17 protein-coding genes are annotated in these 16,551 nt (G+C 68.1%); 15 read left to right on the top strand and 2 right to left on the bottom strand.

Translation table 11 applies throughout. The annotated features are described in order from the left end of the window. From RH864_RS11580 to manD, 9 genes are all read left to right on the top strand, one after another. Nucleotides 1–966, top strand: a complete 966-nt coding sequence (locus RH864_RS11580) for a carbohydrate ABC transporter permease (protein WP_310517714.1) — start codon at nt 1–3, stop codon at nt 964–966. Further along, nucleotides 963–1,781 carry a carbohydrate ABC transporter permease gene (locus RH864_RS11575; protein ID WP_310517713.1) on the top strand — a complete coding sequence of 273 codons (819 nt, stop codon included), beginning with the start codon at nt 963–965 and terminating at the stop codon, nt 1,779–1,781. The genes RH864_RS11580 and RH864_RS11575 overlap by 4 nt, the downstream gene beginning before the upstream one ends. Before the next feature lie 26 nt (nt 1,782–1,807). Beyond that, nucleotides 1,808–2,815 (top strand): Gfo/Idh/MocA family protein, encoded by a 1,008-nt coding sequence (locus RH864_RS11570; protein WP_310517712.1) that lies wholly within the window; start codon nt 1,808–1,810, stop codon nt 2,813–2,815. Further along, the gene (locus RH864_RS11565; RefSeq protein ID WP_310517711.1) at nt 2,812–3,855 is read left to right on the top strand and encodes a Gfo/Idh/MocA family protein; all 1,044 of its coding nucleotides are present in this window, start codon (nt 2,812–2,814) and stop codon (nt 3,853–3,855) included. The genes RH864_RS11570 and RH864_RS11565 overlap by 4 nt, the downstream gene beginning before the upstream one ends. Nucleotides 3,856–4,028: 173 nt before the next feature. Beyond that, complete coding sequence (locus RH864_RS11560) at nt 4,029–5,249, top strand: Gfo/Idh/MocA family protein (RefSeq protein WP_310517710.1); 1,221 nt, start codon at nt 4,029–4,031, stop codon at nt 5,247–5,249. A gap of 77 nt (nt 5,250–5,326) precedes the next feature. Continuing rightward, entirely contained in the window at nt 5,327–6,607 is a 1,281-nt protein-coding gene (locus tag RH864_RS11555) for an ABC transporter substrate-binding protein (RefSeq protein WP_310517709.1), read from the top strand. Next, nucleotides 6,604–7,533: a carbohydrate ABC transporter permease gene (locus RH864_RS11550; RefSeq protein WP_310517708.1), complete on the top strand. Its 930-nt coding sequence runs from the start codon at nt 6,604–6,606 to the stop codon at nt 7,531–7,533. Before RH864_RS11555 ends, RH864_RS11550 begins: the two co-directional genes overlap by 4 nt. Next, a complete protein-coding gene (locus RH864_RS11545; RefSeq protein WP_310517707.1) occupies nt 7,526–8,374 on the top strand; it encodes a carbohydrate ABC transporter permease in 849 nt (282 codons plus the stop codon). Before RH864_RS11550 ends, RH864_RS11545 begins: the two co-directional genes overlap by 8 nt. 3 nt (nt 8,375–8,377) lie before the next feature. Further along, a complete protein-coding gene (manD, locus tag RH864_RS11540; protein WP_310517706.1) occupies nt 8,378–9,616 on the top strand; it encodes a D-mannonate dehydratase ManD in 1,239 nt (412 codons plus the stop codon). A 13-nt stretch (nt 9,617–9,629) separates the two neighbouring features. On the opposite strand, the gene RH864_RS11535 is transcribed toward manD, so the two are convergent. After that, nucleotides 9,630–11,270 carry a GMC family oxidoreductase N-terminal domain-containing protein gene (locus RH864_RS11535; RefSeq protein ID WP_310517705.1) on the bottom strand — a complete coding sequence of 547 codons (1,641 nt, stop codon included), beginning with the start codon at nt 11,268–11,270 and terminating at the stop codon, nt 9,630–9,632. Next, entirely contained in the window at nt 11,267–11,917 is a 651-nt protein-coding gene (gene mftR, locus RH864_RS11530) for a mycofactocin system transcriptional regulator (RefSeq protein ID WP_310517704.1), read from the bottom strand. The genes RH864_RS11535 and mftR overlap by 4 nt, the downstream gene beginning before the upstream one ends. 95 nt (nt 11,918–12,012) lie before the next feature. On the opposite strand from mftR, the gene mftA reads away from it, so the two are divergent. The 6 genes from mftA (at nt 12,013) to RH864_RS11500 (ending at nt 16,543) form a co-directional block, all read left to right on the top strand. Beyond that, nucleotides 12,013–12,123, top strand: coding sequence for a mycofactocin precursor MftA (mftA, locus tag RH864_RS11525; protein WP_310517703.1), 111 nt, complete (start codon nt 12,013–12,015; stop codon nt 12,121–12,123). Nucleotides 12,124–12,137: 14 nt separating this feature from the next. Then, nucleotides 12,138–12,413, top strand: coding sequence for a mycofactocin biosynthesis chaperone MftB (gene mftB, locus RH864_RS11520; protein ID WP_310517702.1), 276 nt, complete (start codon nt 12,138–12,140; stop codon nt 12,411–12,413). Next, nucleotides 12,410–13,873 (top strand): mycofactocin radical SAM maturase, encoded by a 1,464-nt coding sequence (gene mftC / locus RH864_RS11515; RefSeq protein ID WP_310517701.1) that lies wholly within the window; start codon nt 12,410–12,412, stop codon nt 13,871–13,873. Before mftB ends, mftC begins: the two co-directional genes overlap by 4 nt. Nucleotides 13,874–13,972: 99 nt before the next feature. Further along, the gene (locus RH864_RS11510; protein ID WP_310517700.1) at nt 13,973–14,833 is read left to right on the top strand and encodes a mycofactocin-coupled SDR family oxidoreductase; all 861 of its coding nucleotides are present in this window, start codon (nt 13,973–13,975) and stop codon (nt 14,831–14,833) included. A gap of 45 nt (nt 14,834–14,878) precedes the next feature. Next, nucleotides 14,879–15,694, top strand: coding sequence for a mycofactocin-coupled SDR family oxidoreductase (locus RH864_RS11505; protein WP_310517699.1), 816 nt, complete (start codon nt 14,879–14,881; stop codon nt 15,692–15,694). 39 nt (nt 15,695–15,733) lie between these two features. After that, nucleotides 15,734–16,543: a mycofactocin-coupled SDR family oxidoreductase gene (locus tag RH864_RS11500; protein WP_310517698.1), complete on the top strand. Its 810-nt coding sequence runs from the start codon at nt 15,734–15,736 to the stop codon at nt 16,541–16,543. Nucleotides 16,544–16,551: the final 8 nt, after the last annotated feature.

Below are 16,551 nucleotides of genomic sequence, written 5' to 3'. Positions count from 1 at the left end.
ATGGCGCGTCGGCCGGGGATGAGCACCCTCATGCTCGACCGGCCCAGCCTGTTCTCCAGGATGCGTCAGCCGGCCGCGCGGCCGACCGGGCAGGTCGGCGTCTCGGGCATCAGAAGGTTCAGCGGGGCCCTCTACCTGCTTCCCAGCCTGTCGTTGCTCGTGGCGTTCGTCCTCGTTCCGATCGTGATGTCGTTCTGGCTCAGCTTCACGACCTACAGTGTGCTCGAAGACGGCGAGTGGGTCGGCGCGGCGAACTACCTGAGGCTGCTCGAAGACCCCGCGTTTCATGCCGCACTGTGGCACACGGTCGTGTACACCGCGATCGCTGTGCCGCTGCAGACGCTGCTCTCCCTCGCGCTGGCCGCCATCCTCGCAGCGAGATTCCGCAACAGGTTCGGAGGGCTGGTCCGCTCAGTCCTGTTCGTCCCTGTGCTGTCGTCGCTGGTGGTCATCGGCGTCGTCTGGCGGATCCTGCTCGGAACCGATGAAGGCGCGATCAATCGGTTCATCGGGTTCTTCGGTCTTCCACCCGTGAACTGGCTGGGCAGCCCCGAGCTCGCGCTCGTGGTGATCGCGCTCGTGGCCGTCTGGCAGAACGTCGGCTACTTCCTCGTGATCTACTACGCCGGGATCCTCGCGATCCCGTCCGATCTGTACGAGGCGGCATCCATCGACGGGGCCCGAGGCCGGCAGCAGTTCCTCTACATCACGATTCCCTCGCTCAAGCCGGTGACGCTGCTCGTGGTGATCCTCGGCACGATCTGGTCCTTCCAGGTCTTCGACCTCATCTACGTCATGACCGGCGGCGGACCGGGAGGCGCGACCACCACGATCGTCATGGGCATCTATCGCGCGGGGTTCCAGAACTTCCAGATGGGCTATGCGAGCGCGATGGCGATGGTGCTGTTCGCGATCGTGCTCGTCATCTCGTTCATCCAATGGCGGCTGCGAGGTGAGGAGAAGTGACCACCGCGCGGAAGTCGCTGATCAACGTGGTCGGAGGCGGCGTTCTCCTGTTGATGCTGGTCATCGCCCTGCTCCCGTTCCTCGTCATGGCGATCACCTCGATCCAGGACACGAACTTCGTGGGCCTTGCCTTCGACCCGGCGCTGCTGGACTTCTCCAACTATGTGCGACTGTTCACGACCTACGGTTTCGGCTCTGCGATCGTGACGAGCGCGATCGTCGTGGTCCTGGCGTGCACGCTCAACCTGTTCTGCTCGTCGCTCGCGGCGTTCGCGTTCGCGAAGAAGCCCTTCCCGGGATCGAACATCGTCTTCGTGCTCTATCTCGCAACGATGATGGTGCCCGGTCAGGTCACACTCATCCCGATGTTCACGATCATGCGCGAACTCGGACTGCTGAACACCTACATCTCCCTCGCGCTGCCTGCGGTGGGCGCGTTCGGGGTCTTCCTCATCCGGCAGTTCATGATCACCCTGCCCGACGAGATGCTCGAAGCGGCTCGGATCGACGGGGCATCCGATCTTCGCGTCTTCTTCTCGATCGTCCTGCCGCTGATCAGGCCCGTGCTGGTCGCCTTGACGGTGTTCACCTTCATCTCCGTGTGGAACGACTTCCTCTGGCCACTGGTGTCGATCTCCAACGACAGCATGCAGACGATCACGCTCGCGGCGGCGAAGCTCTCGGGCAGAGTGGCGCAGGAATACGGGCTCATCATGGCGGGCGCTTCCGTCGCATTCGCCGTGCCGCTGATCATGTACCTGTTCTTGCAGAGGCAGTTCGTCGAGGGAATCGCCGCAACAGGGCTCAAGGGATGAGACGAGCGACGCTCGGGAAGACGATGATGACTGATTCCGGACGTTTCAGGGTGGGGCTCGTCGGCGCGGGCAACATCTCCGCCCTCCATATGCGGGCTTGGCAGGAGTACGGAGCGGACGTCACCGTCTTCTCGCTCCAGGGTGCAGAAGAGCTCGCGCGACGATTCGGTGCGTCGACCGCGCCCGATCTCGAGTCACTGCTGGACGCGGTAGACCTCGTCGACATCGTCACCCCGAGCGGGACACATGAAGAGATCGCGCTGGCGGCCATCGCCGCGGGCAGGCACGTCATCTGCGAGAAGCCTCTTGCTTCGACGCCAGAGGGCGCCGAGAGGATCGTGCTGGCCGCGCGCGCCGCGGGAGTCCGCGTGTTCCCCGCGCACGTGTGCCGGTACTTCCCCGAGTACGTCGAGATGAAGCGTCAGCTGGACGCCGGGCGGATCGGGAGGCCGGCGGTGGTTCGTCTGAGCAGGGTCGCCGCGGCGCCGCCGCCCGGGTCCTGGTTCTTCGACGAGGACGCAGGCGGCGGGGTGATCCGCGACCTGCTGATCCACGATCTCGACCTCGCGCGGTGGTTGGCGGGAGAGGTCACCTCGGTCTACGCCGTGCAGAGCCCGGCGTCGAGGGGGGCGGCGATGCATTCCTGCGTCGTGGCGCAGGTCGTCCTCACGCACGAGGACGGTGCCATCTGCGTGGTACACGGATCGTGGGGTCCGGCGGGGATGCCGTTCCGCACGACCGTGGACGTCGCGGGCAGCGCCGGCACCCTGCACTACTCGTCGCGCGGGGAGGACGCCGTCGTCTTCGAGGGCTCGTCGCGCGCAGACGGCGACTCCTACCTGCCGGCCATCGTCGGCGCGAGCCCCTACTCGCAGGAGATCCGCGAGTTCGCCGAAGCGATCCGCGAGGGCGGCGACGCGCGCGTCTCGGATGCGGACGGCATCGCCGCGGTGCGGATCGCGGATGCCGCGTACCTTTCGATCCGGTCAGGGGAGCCCGTCCGGATCACGGCCGAGGAGGACCCGACCCGATGACCGATCGCCGTCCACGCGCCGGACGCGGGCAAGCGCGCATCCGAGTTGCGATCCTCTCCTTCGCGCATCCCCACGCCGAGTCCTACGCGAGGATTCTCCGGGACCGAGACGACGTCGACGTCGTCGGTGTCGACTGCCCGCCGTACGGCGCGGATCGCGGCAGGCTGCGGGGAGAGGCGCTGTCCGCGACCCTCGGTGTGCCCTTCCTCGACGACTACTCCGCCGCGCTCGAATGGGGGCCTGACGCGGTGATCGTCACCTCCGAGACCGTCCATCATGCCGCCTTGGTGAAGGCGGCGGCCGAAGCGGGCGCCGACGTGCTCTGCGAGAAGCCATTGGCGACGACCCTCGAGGATGCCGAGTCGATGCAGCGGGCCGTCGATGAGGCCGCCGTCATGCTCATGACGGCGTACCCCGTGCGCTTCTCGCCGGCGTTCCGAGCGCTCCAGGAGAGCGTCAGGTCGGGCGTGCTCGGCGAGGTGATCGCTGTGCTCGGCACGAACAACGGCAAGGTTCCGGCACTCGATACCTCCTGGTTCGGCGACCGGGAGCTGGCCGGCGGGGGAGCGCTGTCCGACCACGTCGTGCACTGCGCCGATCTCATCGACGAGCTGCTGTCTCGGCCGCCGGTCTCGGTGCATGCAGTCACGAACTCGCTTCTCGCCCCCCGACTCGCCGTCGAGTCCGCCGGACTCGTGACCGTCGTCTACGAGGGCGGCGTGATCGCGACCATCGACTGCTCGTGGAGCTCCCCTCCGACATCGCCTTCGTGGGGTGGGCTCACACTCGAAGTCGTGGGAACCCGGGGGACGATGACCATCGACCCGTTCTCGCAGCGAGTGTCGGGTCATGATCCCGACGGTGCGGTGTGGGCGCCCATCGGCGCGGATCTCGACGCGCTGATGCTGGACGAGTTCCTGTCGGCGATCTCCGAACGCCGCCAACCGCAACCTGACGGCGGATCCGGAGTGCGCACCCTCGCCATCGTCGCGGCCGCTCAGCGTTCCGTTGACACGCGCGGCAGCGTCCAGTTCTCCTGACCGACCCGGCGCTCAGACTCCCCGTTCGACCCGCACCATAACGAGCGGCGACCCCTCTCACGCGTGCGCACATTCGCGGCAAAACTTGTCGCTATTCCTAGCCGTCAATGCAGTTTTATGGTTATATGATCCCGAAACACGCAGAAGCAAGCATAGATAGAAGCGAGATCTCAATGACAGACACCGTCGCACCACCTGCCGGAGTCGACGCGGGCGCACTCCGACTTGGCGTCATCGGCTTCGGGGAGCGGGGCGAGCGGCTCGCGCAACTCGTCGTCGACCTGGAGGAGCACGTCGCGATCACCTGCGTCATCGATACGTCGGAGCGCGGGCGACTGGCCGCGACCGCGGCGTACCCCGAGGCGCTCGTGCACGGCGATCGGTCCGAGCTGGATGCCGCATCCATCGATGCCGCCATCGTGGCGACTCCTGACGACAGCCACGCGACGATTGCGATCGAGCTTCTCGAGCGAGGCATCCCGCTCTATCTCGAGAAGCCGATCGCGACCACGATCGCCGATGCAGACGCGATCCTCGACGCCGCAGCCCGAACGGGAACGCGCATCTACGTCGGCCACAACATGCGTCACACGGCCATGGCTCGCCTGATGAAGGAGATCGTGGATCGCGGAGAGATCGGCGAGGTCACGGGAATCTGGTGCCGCCACTTCGTCGGGCACGGCGGCGACTTCTACTTCAAGGACTGGCATGCCGACCGGTCGCGGTCCACGGGCCTCCTGCTTCAGAAGGCCGCACACGACATCGACTTCATGCATTGGCTCGCGGACAGCCACAGCACCCGTGTCGTCGGGATGGGCGATCTCCTCGTCTACGGGCGCATCGCCGACCGACGCGATCGCAGCGGCGAACGAATGAGCGAGTGGCTCTCGGTCGACAACTGGCCGCCCCTTGCACAGACCGGCCTGAACCCGGTCGTCGACGTCGAAGACCTCTCCATGGTCATGATGCAGTTCGAGTCAGGTGCGCTGGGAAGCTACCAGCAGTGCCACTACACGCCGGACTACTGGCGCAACTTCACCGTGATCGGCACGGAAGGTCGCCTCGAGAACTTCGGCGACAACGGCGATGGCGTCATCCGCGTGTGGAACCGGCGCACGGTCTACAACGCCGCCGGCGACGCAGAGTATGCCTTCCAGGGCGACGACGCGCGGCATGACACTGCGGATCGTGCGTGCCTGGAGGAGTTCGTGCGTTTCGTCCGCAGCGGAGCGGCACCCGTGACTTCGGTGCTCGGCGGGCGTTACGCGGTCGCCGCCGGCGTCGCGGCCACCTCGTCGATGCGAGCCGGCTCGATCCCGCAGGACATCCGACCGGTCGACGCCGCGGTCGCGCGGTACTTCGACGACAACCAGGTGCGGTCCGGCATCGCCTGATCGCGCGTCTTCTTCCACCCCGCAGCACCCGATCCGATGCACCCCCGCAGCACCCGACCCGATGAAGGAGTTTGGCAATGAGACGTAGGACGATCACAGCGACCCTTGCGACGGCGGCATTCGCCGTCGCACTGACCGGGTGCGCGAGTGGTGGAACGGCCGAGGCGGACGGCGACCTGAGCGGCGATCTGCTCTACGCGATCTGGGACGAGAACCAGGCGCCGGCGCTCGAGCAGATGGCCGCCGACTTCACGGCGCAGCATCCGGAGGTCTCCATCACCGTCGAGGTCACGCCGTTCGCGCAGTACTGGACCAAGCTGCAGACTCAGGCCACGGCGAAGACGCTTCCGGACGTCTTCTGGATGAACGGACCCAACGCCAAGGTCTATGCCCCGGGCGGCGTCCTGGAACCCATCACCGGTCTCATCGAGAGCGGCGACGTCGACCCCGCCAACTACCCTGATTCGCTGAACGAGCTCTACACGCTGGACGGTGTCCAGTACGGCGTCCCGAAGGATTTCGACACGATCGGCGTCTGGTACAACGCCGACATCCTCGAGCGTGCCGGCGTGGCCATCCCCACGGCCGACTGGACCTGGGCGGACTTCCAGGAGGCCGCTCAGACCGTGAGTGAGCAGCTGTCCGGCGAAGGCGTCTACGGAGCCGTCGCAGAGCTCGCATCCGGCGGCCAGCAGGGCTACTACAACACGATCTTCCAGGCCGGCGGATCGGTCATCTCGGACGACATGACCACCTCGGGATACGACGATCCCAAGTCGATCGAAGGCCTGCAGTTCTGGGCGGACCTCATCGCCTCCGGTGCGAGTCCCACGATTCAGCAGCTCTCGGACACGACGCCCAACCAGTGGTTCACCTCGGGCAAGGCCGCCATGTACTGGGCCGGCAGCTGGATGGTGAGTGAGATCGCCGCCTCCGAGGTCGCGGACGCGGTGGGAACGGTGCAGATGCCGGCCGGAGAGCGCAGCGCGACCGTGATCCACGGGGTCGCCAACGTCGTCGCCGCTGACGGTGAGAACACCGAGGCCGCACTCGCCTTCGCCGCCTATCTGGGCTCGGAAGAGGCCGCCCTCACGCTCGCCGAGTTCGGCGCTGCCATTCCGGCGTTCAACGGAACCCAGGACGCGTGGGTCGCGTCCGCCCCGACCTTCGGTCTGCAGATGTTCCTGGATGCCGCCGCAGACTACGCCGTCCCCGACCCCGAGTCGTACAACACCGGCGCCTGGCGCGAGGTGGAGCGCGAGCTCCTGCCTCAGGCGTTCTCAGGTGAGCGGCCCGTCGCCGAGGTCGCGCAGGAGCTTGCAGATCGGATGAACGAACTCCTCGCCGAAGAGCAATGACGCAGTTCCCCCTCACCCGGCCGGGTCGACGCTCTGCGTCGCCCGGCCGGGCCCTGCGCCGAGACTCGTGGTGGCCGTGGGCGTTCATCGCCCCGGCTGTGGCCGGTCTCGTGGTCTTCTACGTGTGGCCGATCATCCAGACGGCCTACTTCAGCTTCACCGAGTGGGGAGTCTTCGGCGGATCGACCTGGATCGGGCTCGAGAACTACGAGACTCTCCTCGGTGACCCCGCCGTCCTGCGCTCGATCCTCAACACCTTCGGCTTCACCGCGCTCGTCCTCTTGGGCGTGCCGATCGCCGTCGTGATGGCTAGCCTCATCAACCGTCCGGGACTGCGGTTCGCTCAGCTCTACCGCGTGCTCTTCTTCATGCCCTATGTGGCGATGCCGGTGGCAGTGGCCATCGTGTGGCGGCTGATGTTCAACGGCGACTTCGGCATCCTCAACGCGGCTCTGGCCGTCGTTGGGATCGATGGCCCCCACTGGACGTCCACTCCAGGTGTCGCCCTGGTCGCCCTCGGAATCGTGGGCCTCTGGGCCTCGATCGGCTTCAACATGATCATCCTGAGCGCGGGCCTCTCCGCGATCCCCCATGAGGTCTACGAGGCGGCCCAGATCGACGGGGCCAGCGGCATCCGCACGTTCTTCTCGATCACCGTGCCACTGCTCGCGCCGAGCATATTCTTCGTCGTGGTGATCACGACGATCAGCGGGTTCCAGGTCTTCGACCTGCTCTTCGCGCTCCTCGGAGCGAACAACCCCGCGATGTCGCAGACGCAGTCGCTCGTGTACCTGTTCTACTCGGAGGGCTTCCTCTCCAACGACAAGGGCTACGCCGCGGCGCTGGCCATGCTGATCCTCCTCATCATCGGTGCCGTGACCCTCGTCCAGTTCAGGATTCGAGGAAGGGTGGCGCGCGATGTCTGATCAGACCATCCGGAGACACCGAGGCTCAGCGGTCGGGTCGACGATCACGCACCTCGTGCTGGCCGTCGGCGGCCTCATCATGGTGTTCCCGTTCGTGTGGCAGATCCTCATGTCGCTCTCCACGAACGCCCAGGTGATGAGCGTTCCCCCATCGATCTGGCCGGGGGAGCTGCAGTTCGAGAACTATGCCGAGGTGTTCCGCAAGATCCCCTTCCTGGATCAGCTCACGATGTCGGTGGTGATCACGGTGCTCAGAACGGTCGGACAGCTCGTGCTCTGCACGCTGGCGGGGTACGCGTTCGCCCGGATGGCGTTCCGCGGGAAGAACCTCATCTTCGCCGTCATCCTGTCGCTGCTCATGGTGCCGCCGCAGATCTATCTGATCCCCCAATACCTGATCGTCCAGGGGGCGGGACTCTTGAACACTCCGCTCGGAGTGGCATTGCCGGGATTCTTCAGCGCGTTCGGCATCTACCTCATGCGTCAGGCATTCTCCGGGCTGCCCGACGAGCTGGAGGAAGCGGCACGTCTGGACGGCGCCAATCCGTTCCAGATCTTCTTCCGCATCATGCTCCCCCTGGTCGGCCCGAGCCTCAGCGCGCTCGTCATCATCACCGTGCTGTGGTCGTGGAACGACCTGTTGTGGCCGCTCGTGGTGACCACCCGAGCGCAGGACATGCCGCTCTCGGTCGGGCTCGCGACGCTGCAGGGTCAGTTCTCCACCGACTACTCCGTCATGATGGCGGCGAGTCTGCTCGCCATGCTCCCGGTTCTCATCCTGTTCCTGGTGCTGCAGCGTCGGGTGGTACGAGGCCTGGCCTTCTCCGGAATGAAGGGGTGACGGATGATCATCGATCAGGCTGAGGTCATCGTCACCAGCCCCGACCGCAACTTCGTCACGTTGAAGCTGACGACCGATGAGGGTCACACCGGTCTGGGGGACGCGACCCTCAATGGTCGTGAGCTCGCCGTGGTCAGCTATCTGCGCGATCATGTCGTTCAGCTTCTGCTGGGGCGGGACGCGGGACGGATCGAGGACACGTGGCAGTTCCTGTATCGCTCCGCGTACTGGCGTCGTGGGCCGGTGACGATGGCCGCGATCGCGGCGGTCGACACGGCGCTGTGGGACATCAAGGCCAAGGCCGCCGGGATGCCGGTGTATCAGCTGCTGGGCGGTGCCTCGCGCCGCGGGCTGCAGGCCTATGGGCATGCGTCGGGGAAGTCGCTTCCGGAGCTGTTCGACAGCGTCCGTGAGCACCTGGATGCCGGCTATCGTGCGATCCGCATCCAGACCGGTGTGCCGGGCTTGACGTCGATCTACGGCATCGCGTCGAACGCGACGTTCGAGGCGAACTCGGGTGTGCGGTATGACCACGAACCCGCCCAGCGGGGCGCGCTGCCCAATGAGGAGGACTGGGACACCCGCAGCTACCTGCGTCATGTGCCGACGGTGTTCGAGGCGGTGCGGAACGAGTTCGGGCCGGAAGTGCCGCTGCTGCACGACAGCCATCACCGCTTGACGCCGATCCAGGCGGCGCAGCTGGGCAAGTCCCTCGAGCCGTACGATCTGTTCTGGCTGGAGGACTGCACGCCTGCCGAGAACCCCGAAGCGCTGCGACTGGTTCGCCGGCACACCACGACCCCGTTGGCGATCGGGGAGATCTTCAACACCGTCTGGGACTATCAGCAGATCATCCGCGAGCAGCTCATCGACTACGTGCGCAGCGCCGTCACCCACACCGGGGGCATCACACACCTGAAGCGGGTGCTCGAGTACGCCGCGCAGTACCAGATCAAGTCCGGCATGCACGGTCCGACCGACATCTCCCCGGTGGGCATGGCTGCAGCGATGCACCTGGGGCTGTCCATCCACAACTTCGGAATCCAGGAGTACATGAAGCACGGCGCGCGCACCGACTCGGTGTTCGAGCAGTCCTTCAGCTGGCGAGACGGGATGCTGCACCCCGGAGACCTGCCCGGACTCGGGGTCGAGCTCAACCTGGACGAGGCGGGCAAGTATCCGTACGAGCAGGCCTATCTGCCGTTCAACCGGCTCGCCGACGGCACGATCCACGATTGGTGAGGTCGCCCGCTCCTCAGTCGCCGCGGCGCATGAAGCGCGCGACGAGCTCGCCGATGAGCACGGCCGTCGCGGCTGGCCCGCGCGAGGGGGCGTCGGGCAGCATGGAGGTGTCGGCGATGCGGAGGCCGGAGACACCGTGCACGCGCCCGAATCCATCGGCCACCGCGCCCGGGTCGGATGCCGGCCCCATGGGCGCGCTGCCGCAGAGATGGATGGCCGTGCCGAGGTGCGTGAGCATCCACGCGTCGAGCGCGGCATCGTCGTCGAGTGTCGCGTCGTCGAGCTCGGTGAGCCGCTCGAACAGCCCGGCGAACGCGCGCGACCGCAGCAGGGCGACGGCGGTCCGCACGCCGAGCCGCAGGCGTTCGCGGTCGTCGGCGGTCGAGAGGTAGTGGTAGTCGATGCGGGGCTGCACCGTCGGGTCGGCGGACTCGAGTGTGATCGACCCTCTCGCCGACTCGTGCTGCAGGCCCACGAGCAGCACCAGGTCGCGCCCGTGCGCGACCTGGTCGCGGACGCGACGCAGCGACGCGCCGCGCAGCGCGCGCAGGGTCGAGACCGGATGCCTCAGGGCGGCCTTCGCACCCCCGGCCACGGTGCTCGCGGAGCCGGTGAGCAGCCGCGCCGTCGTCGTGACGCACGCCATGACCTCGAGGTCGCCGGCGCCGGCGCCGCTCGCCGAGAAGTTGAGCGCGGTCGTGAACGTCTCGGGCGCGTGCGCGTCGACGACGTCGCGACTCGCGCGCCAGCCGATCGAGACCTCCGGGTGATCGGCGAACGCCCGGCCGACACCGGTCGCGTCGTGCACGACGTCGATGCCCAGGCTGCGAAGCTGCCCGGCCGGCCCGATGCCCGACGTGAGCAGCAGATGCGGCGTGCCGATGCCGCCCGCGCAGAGCACGATCTCGTCGCCGTACAGCTCTCGCCGTCCGCCCTGCGCGACCTCGACCTCGACCCCCACTGCGCGGGTGCCCTCGAAGCGCACCCGCAGCACGCGGCATCCGCCATGCACCTCGAGGTTCGGGCGATCGCGGGCCGGCGTCAGGTAGGCGAGCGCGGTGTTGATGCGCTGCCCGTCGATCACGTTCTGCGGCACGGGGCCGACACCGGGCAGCCCTGGCGCGTTCTTGTCGGGCTCCTCGGCGAAGCCGATCTCGTGCGCCGCCGCCGCGAACGCGCGCGCGACCGGGTTGCGTTGCGAGGCCCGCCGAACGGGCATGGGCCCGCGGTCGCCGTGTACCGGGCCTGCACCGAGGTCGAGGTCGCGTTCGAGCTCGCGCAGCACGGGAAGCACGCGGTCGAACGACCAATCGGGGCCGGCACGCTCGGACCAGCGGGCGAAGTCCTCGGACCGCGCGCGCATGAAGTACCCGCCGTTGATGGTCGACGAGCCGCCCGCGATGCGGCCCCGCGCGATCGTGTACGGCAGGTCGGGGGTGAGGTGGCCGAGGTACGACCAGTTCATCGGATGCCCTGGCATGGCACCCTCGACCGTCGACGCGTCGAGCATGCCCGGCGGGAACGCCTCGGCGGTCCGAGGCGTCGGGCCGGCCTCGACGAGGGTGACACTCCGCTCGGGGTCCTCACTCAGCCGGGCCGCGAGCACGGCGCCGGCCGTGCCGGCGCCGACCACGATCGTGCGGCGCGGGTTCACCCCGTGACGCCTCGGTGCGCGCGGAGCACCTCGGTGTCGATGCGCTCGTCGATGAGCCGGAACGCCTCGTCGAGCAGGTCGAGCAGGTCGCCGTCCTCCTCGAGCAGCCACTGCTCATACGCCGCGAGGCATACGCCGAGACAGGTCCATGCCATGGTCTGCGGGATGAGGTCGCTCTCGGGCAGGCCCAGCCGGCGCGCGACGTGCTCGGCGACGACCTGGCGCCACGACGCGTATCGGAGGGTCGAGTGTGCGAGGAGCGTCGGCACGTGCAGCAGCAGGGCCATGCGCCGCCGGTGATATTCCCGCTCCTCATCGGGCACCCGGTTGAACTCGACGATGGAGCGGCGCAGCTGTTCCATCATCGGCAGGTCGGCGGGCATGCCCGCGAGGTGCGCGCGCATACGGTCGAGGAGGTCGTCGAACTCGCCCCACGGCAGATCGTTCTTGGAGGAGAAGTATCGGAAGAACGTGCGGCGGCCGATACCCGCCTCGCGGGCGATGTCGTCGATCGTCGTGGCGTCGAACCCGCGGTCCATGAACAGGCGCAGCGCGGCGTGGCTGATCTCGGCGGGCGTCGTCGAGGGCGCCCGGCCCATGCGGGGTCGCTCGCCGGCCGGCTCAGCGGGCTCGTCGTCGACGGCCATCCCGCACCCCCTTCACAAACGGCACTCGGTGCCATTAGTATCGTCCGCATCACGACGCATCGCCAATGGGGGCGATCCGACATGAGGAGCATTCCATGAGTCGTAGTGAGCAGTCCGTCGCATCGCGGGTCGAGGCCGAGGACGTGATCGAGACCGATTCGCTCGTCGAAGAGGTGTCGATCGACGGGATGTGCGGCGTCTACTGACGCCGACACGGGCGATGTCCACCGTCGATCCCGGGTCCGCCTGGTCGCTGCACCCGCAGGTCTCCGTGCGTCCCGAGCCGTTCGGGGCGCTGCTGTACCACTTCGGCACGCGCAAGCTGTCGTTCCTGAAGGACCGCACGTTGCTCGCGGTCGTCGAACGGCTCGCCGACGCGCCGAGCGCGCACGACGCGTGCGCCGCCGCGGGCGTCGCCGCCGACCAGGAGCCGACCTACCTCCGGGCGCTCGGCACGCTCGCCGCGTCGCAGATGCTCGTGGAGCGTGCGGCATGACGCTCCTCGAAGCTGCGCCGCCGCCGCCCGCCCCGCCGCCCGCGCCGGCCCGTCTCGTCGACCACTTCGAGCTCGGCCTCGACGCGCCGATCTGCCTGACCTGGGAGCTCACCTACGCGTGCAACCTCTCGTGCGTGCACTGCCTGTCGAGCTCGGGTCGCCGCGACCCGCGCGAGCTCAGCACCGAGGAGTGCAAGGCGGTCATCGACGAGCTCGAGCGCATGCAGGTGTTCTACGTGAACATCGGCGGCGGCGAGCCCACGGTCCGCAGTGACTTCTGGGAGCTCGTCGACTACGCGACCGCCCACCACGTCGGCGTGAAGTTCTCGACGAACGGCGTGAAGATCACGCCCGAGGTCGCGACCCGCCTCGCCGCGAACGACTACGTCGACGTGCAGATCTCGCTCGACGGCGCGACGGCCGAGGTGAACGACGACATCCGTGGTCCGCGCTCCTACGAGACGGCCATGCGCGCGATGCAGCACCTCTCCGACGCGGGCATGAAGAACTTCAAGCTCTCGGTCGTGTGCACGCGGCAGAACATCCCGCAGCTCGACGAGTTCAAGTCCATCGCCGATCGGTACGGCGCGCAGCTGCGGCTCACCCGGCTGCGGCCGTCGGGCCGCGGCGCCGACGTGTGGGACGAGCTGCACCCGACACGCGAGCAGCAGCGCGAGCTCTACGACTGGCTCGTCGCGCACGGCGACGACGTGCTCACGGGTGACTCGTTCTTCCACCTCTCCGCGTACGGAGCCGCGCTGCCGGGCCTGAACCTGTGCGGCGCGGGCCGGGTCGTGTGCCTGATCGACCCGATCGGCGATGTGTACGCGTGCCCGTTCGCGATCCACGAGGAGTTCCTCGCCGGCAACATCCGCGGCGAGGGCGGGTTCCAGTCGGTCTGGCGCGAGTCCGAGCTGTTCACCCGGCTACGCTCGCCGCAGTCGGGCGGCGCGTGCAGCTCGTGTCAGTTCTTCGACACCTGCAAGGGCGGATGCATGGCCGCGAAGTTCTTCACGGGGCTCCCGCTCGACGGGCCGGACCCGGAGTGCGTGCAGGGGTACGGCGAGCAGCTGCTCGCCGAGCGCGCCGAAGACCGAAGCGTGCCGAAGCATCTCGGTGACCACTCGCACCGCACCTCGCCGCCGCGCCCGCGCGTCGGCGGCGCGCCCACGGGTCTCGGCGAGGTGCGCCGGACCGGGAAGCCGGGCAAGCCCGGCAAGGTGAGCCTCACGCTCACGCGCCGCGAGGACCTGCAGCGCCCACCCGTGAGCGCGTGCGCCGAAGACCCGCTCGCCGGGTTCACCGTGCCCGATGTGATCGCCAGTCCCGAGGCATCCGCCAGGCCCGAGGCATCCACTCCGCGCGAGGCATCCGCCTCACCCGATTCATCCGTCATCGCCACATCGAAGCCCGGCGCCGACCGGCGCCATCAAGGAGGCATCCGCCCCGACCCTGCGTGAGACCCGACGCGTCAGAGCGACCACGACGAGGTGGTCGCGTGCGACGCGCGCGCCTCGGCGGGCTCGCTGCGGCGTGCCCGGAACGAGAGGAACATCATCATGGGACTGCTCGACGGGAAGGTCGCGCTCATCACGGGAGGTTCGCGCGGCCAAGGTCGCGCGCACGCCGTGACCTGCGCGCGCGAGGGCGCCGACGTGATCATCATCGACACGCTCGACCAGATCGCGTCAGTGCAGTACCCGATGGCCCAGCAGGCCGACATCGACGAGACCGTGCGGCAGGTCGAGGCGCTCGACCGGCGCATCGTCGCCGTCGTCGGCGATGTCCGGAAGCAGGCCGACCTCGATGCCGCGGTCGAACGCGGCATCGCCGAGCTCGGCAAGATCGACATCCTCATCGCGAACGCGGGCATCTTCTCGCTCGCCCCCGCGCACGAGCTCACCGACGAGCAGTGGGACGACATGATCGCGGTGAACCTCACGGGCGTCTGGAAGTCGGCCAAGGCCGTGCTCCCGCACATGATGGAGCAGGGCGGCGGGTCGATCGTGATCACGTCGTCGATCAACGGCTTGGAGCCCGGCGCGAACTACGTGCACTACTGCGCCGCGAAGTTCGGTGTCGTCGGCGTCATGAAAACGCTCGCGCTCGAGTACGCCAGGTACGGCATCCGCGTGAACTCGGTGCACCCCGGCGCGATCCTCACGCCCATGACGAGCTGGCAGGGTGCCTGGGACATGATGAGCGGCAAGCCGGCCGGCGAGGGCACCGAAGAGGACATGCTCGATGCGGGCTACTCCTTCCACGCGCTCAAGGGCAACGGCTTCCTCTCGCCGCAGCGCATCGCGGACACCGCGCTCTACCTGAACTCCGACCTCGCGTCGTCGGTGACGGGCGTCACGATCCCGGTGGACGCCGGCCACCTGCTCATGCCCGGCTACAACGCCGACCCGGTGAAGTAGCGCACACGCTCCACCCCATCCACATCCCCGATCGAAGGAGCAACCATGGGAGCACTCGAAGGCAAGGTCGCCTTCATCACCGGAGCCGCGCGCGGGCAGGGCCGTTCGCACGCGATCCGGCTCGCCGAGGAGGGCGCCGACATCATCGCCGTCGATCTCTGCGCACAGATCGAGTCCGTCAAGTACCCGATGTCGACGCCCGACGACCTGGCAGAGACCGCACGCGCCGTCGAGGCGCTGGATCGCCGCATCGTCGCGCGCGAGGCCGACGTCCGCGATCGCGACGCGCTCCAGGCCGCGTTCGACGCGGGCGTCGCCGAGCTCGGGCAGGTCGACATCGTGCTCGGCAACGCGGGGATCGCCCCGATGTCGCTCACGCCGACGCCCGACGAATGGCAGGACGTCATCGACGTGAACCTCACCGGGGTGTACCACACGGTCGAGGTCGCGAAGCCGTCGCTCATCGAGGGCGGACGCGGCGGCGCGATCGTGCTCACGAGCTCGACCGCCGGCCTCGCGGGCATCGGCGGGGACACGCCCGGAGGGCTCGGCTACACGGCCGCCAAGCACGGCGTCGTCGGGCTCATGCGCAGCTACGCGAACCAGCTCGCCGAGCACTCGATCCGCGTGAACACCGTGCACCCGACCGGCGTGGACACGCCGATGGTCGTGAACGACGTCATGCAGGAGTTCCTGCAGGCCGACCCGGCGATGAGCAATGCGATGGCGAACGCGCTGCCGGTGCCGATGCTCGAGCCCGTCGACATCTCGAACGCCATCGTGTGGCTCGTCTCCGACGCGGCGCGCTACGTGACCGGCGTCACCCTGCCCGTGGACGCGGGCTTCCTCAACAAGCGCTGACGCGCGCGACTTCGGACCGAGAAGCAGACAGGAGCAATCATGGCTGGAAGAGTCGAGGGCAAGGTCGCCTTCGTCACCGGAGCGGCGCGCGGCCAGGGCCGGTCCCACGCGCTGCGGCTCGCCGAGGAGGGGGCCGACATCATCGCGGTCGACCTGTGCGGGCCTGTGCCGGGCCTGCAGTACTCGCACGCCACCGAGGCGGACCTCGACGAGACCGTTCGCCAGGTCGAGGCGCTCGACCGGCGCATCGTCGCGCGCAAGGCCGACGTGCGCGACCGGGACGCGATGAAGGCGGCCATCGACGAGGGCGTCGCCGAGCTCGGCCGGCTCGACATCGTCGTCGGCAACGCGGGCATCTGCATCCTCGCGCCGTGGGACGAGGTCACGCCGGAGATCTGGAACGAGACGATCTCCACGAACCTCACCGGGGTGTGGAACACCGTGCAGCTCACGGCCCCGCACCTCATCGAGGCCGGCGGCGGGTCGATCATCCTCACGAGCTCGGCCGCGGGACTCAAGGGGCTGCCGTTCCTCACGCCGTACGTGGCGTCGAAGTTCGGCGTGACCGGGCTCACGAAGGCGTTCGCGCACGAGCTCGCGAAGCACTCGATCCGCGTGAACTCGCTGCACCCGACCGGGGTCGAGACGGCCATGGGCGAGATGGGTGGCGAATACCCGCGCCTGCTCGCCGGCAACGAGCGCCTCGCGGGCATGCTCACCAACTCGCTGCCGATCGAGGTCACGCAGCCGCGCGACCAGTCGAACGCCGTGCTGTTCCTCGCGTCCGACGAGTCGCGCTACATCACCGCGATGGCCATGACGGTCGACGCGGGCAACACCCAGTATTGAGACGAGCG

Source organism: Agromyces aerolatus (genome assembly GCF_031432255.1).
GTDB lineage: Bacteria > Actinomycetota > Actinomycetes > Actinomycetales > Microbacteriaceae > Agromyces.
Note: the sequence above shows the minus strand (reverse complement) of the source record. Positions and strands in the feature narration are given on the sequence as shown.

Coding starts and splice junctions, on each gene's coding strand:
- RH864_RS11580 (WP_310517714.1), top strand. CDS start 1: ATGGCGCGTCGGCCGGGGATGAGCACCCTCATGCTCGACCGGCCCAGC.
- RH864_RS11570 (WP_310517712.1), top strand. CDS start 1,808: ATGACTGATTCCGGACGTTTCAGGGTGGGGCTCGTCGGCGCGGGCAAC.
- RH864_RS11565 (WP_310517711.1), top strand. CDS start 2,812: ATGACCGATCGCCGTCCACGCGCCGGACGCGGGCAAGCGCGCATCCGA.
- RH864_RS11560 (WP_310517710.1), top strand. CDS start 4,029: ATGACAGACACCGTCGCACCACCTGCCGGAGTCGACGCGGGCGCACTC.
- RH864_RS11555 (WP_310517709.1), top strand. CDS start 5,327: ATGAGACGTAGGACGATCACAGCGACCCTTGCGACGGCGGCATTCGCC.
- RH864_RS11550 (WP_310517708.1), top strand. CDS start 6,604: ATGACGCAGTTCCCCCTCACCCGGCCGGGTCGACGCTCTGCGTCGCCC.
- RH864_RS11545 (WP_310517707.1), top strand. CDS start 7,526: ATGTCTGATCAGACCATCCGGAGACACCGAGGCTCAGCGGTCGGGTCG.
- manD (WP_310517706.1), top strand. CDS start 8,378: ATGATCATCGATCAGGCTGAGGTCATCGTCACCAGCCCCGACCGCAAC.
- mftR (WP_310517704.1), bottom strand. CDS start 11,917: ATGGCCGTCGACGACGAGCCCGCTGAGCCGGCCGGCGAGCGACCCCGC.
- mftA (WP_310517703.1), top strand. CDS start 12,013: ATGAGTCGTAGTGAGCAGTCCGTCGCATCGCGGGTCGAGGCCGAGGAC.
- mftB (WP_310517702.1), top strand. CDS start 12,138: ATGTCCACCGTCGATCCCGGGTCCGCCTGGTCGCTGCACCCGCAGGTC.
- mftC (WP_310517701.1), top strand. CDS start 12,410: ATGACGCTCCTCGAAGCTGCGCCGCCGCCGCCCGCCCCGCCGCCCGCG.
- RH864_RS11510 (WP_310517700.1), top strand. CDS start 13,973: ATGGGACTGCTCGACGGGAAGGTCGCGCTCATCACGGGAGGTTCGCGC.
- RH864_RS11505 (WP_310517699.1), top strand. CDS start 14,879: ATGGGAGCACTCGAAGGCAAGGTCGCCTTCATCACCGGAGCCGCGCGC.
- RH864_RS11500 (WP_310517698.1), top strand. CDS start 15,734: ATGGCTGGAAGAGTCGAGGGCAAGGTCGCCTTCGTCACCGGAGCGGCG.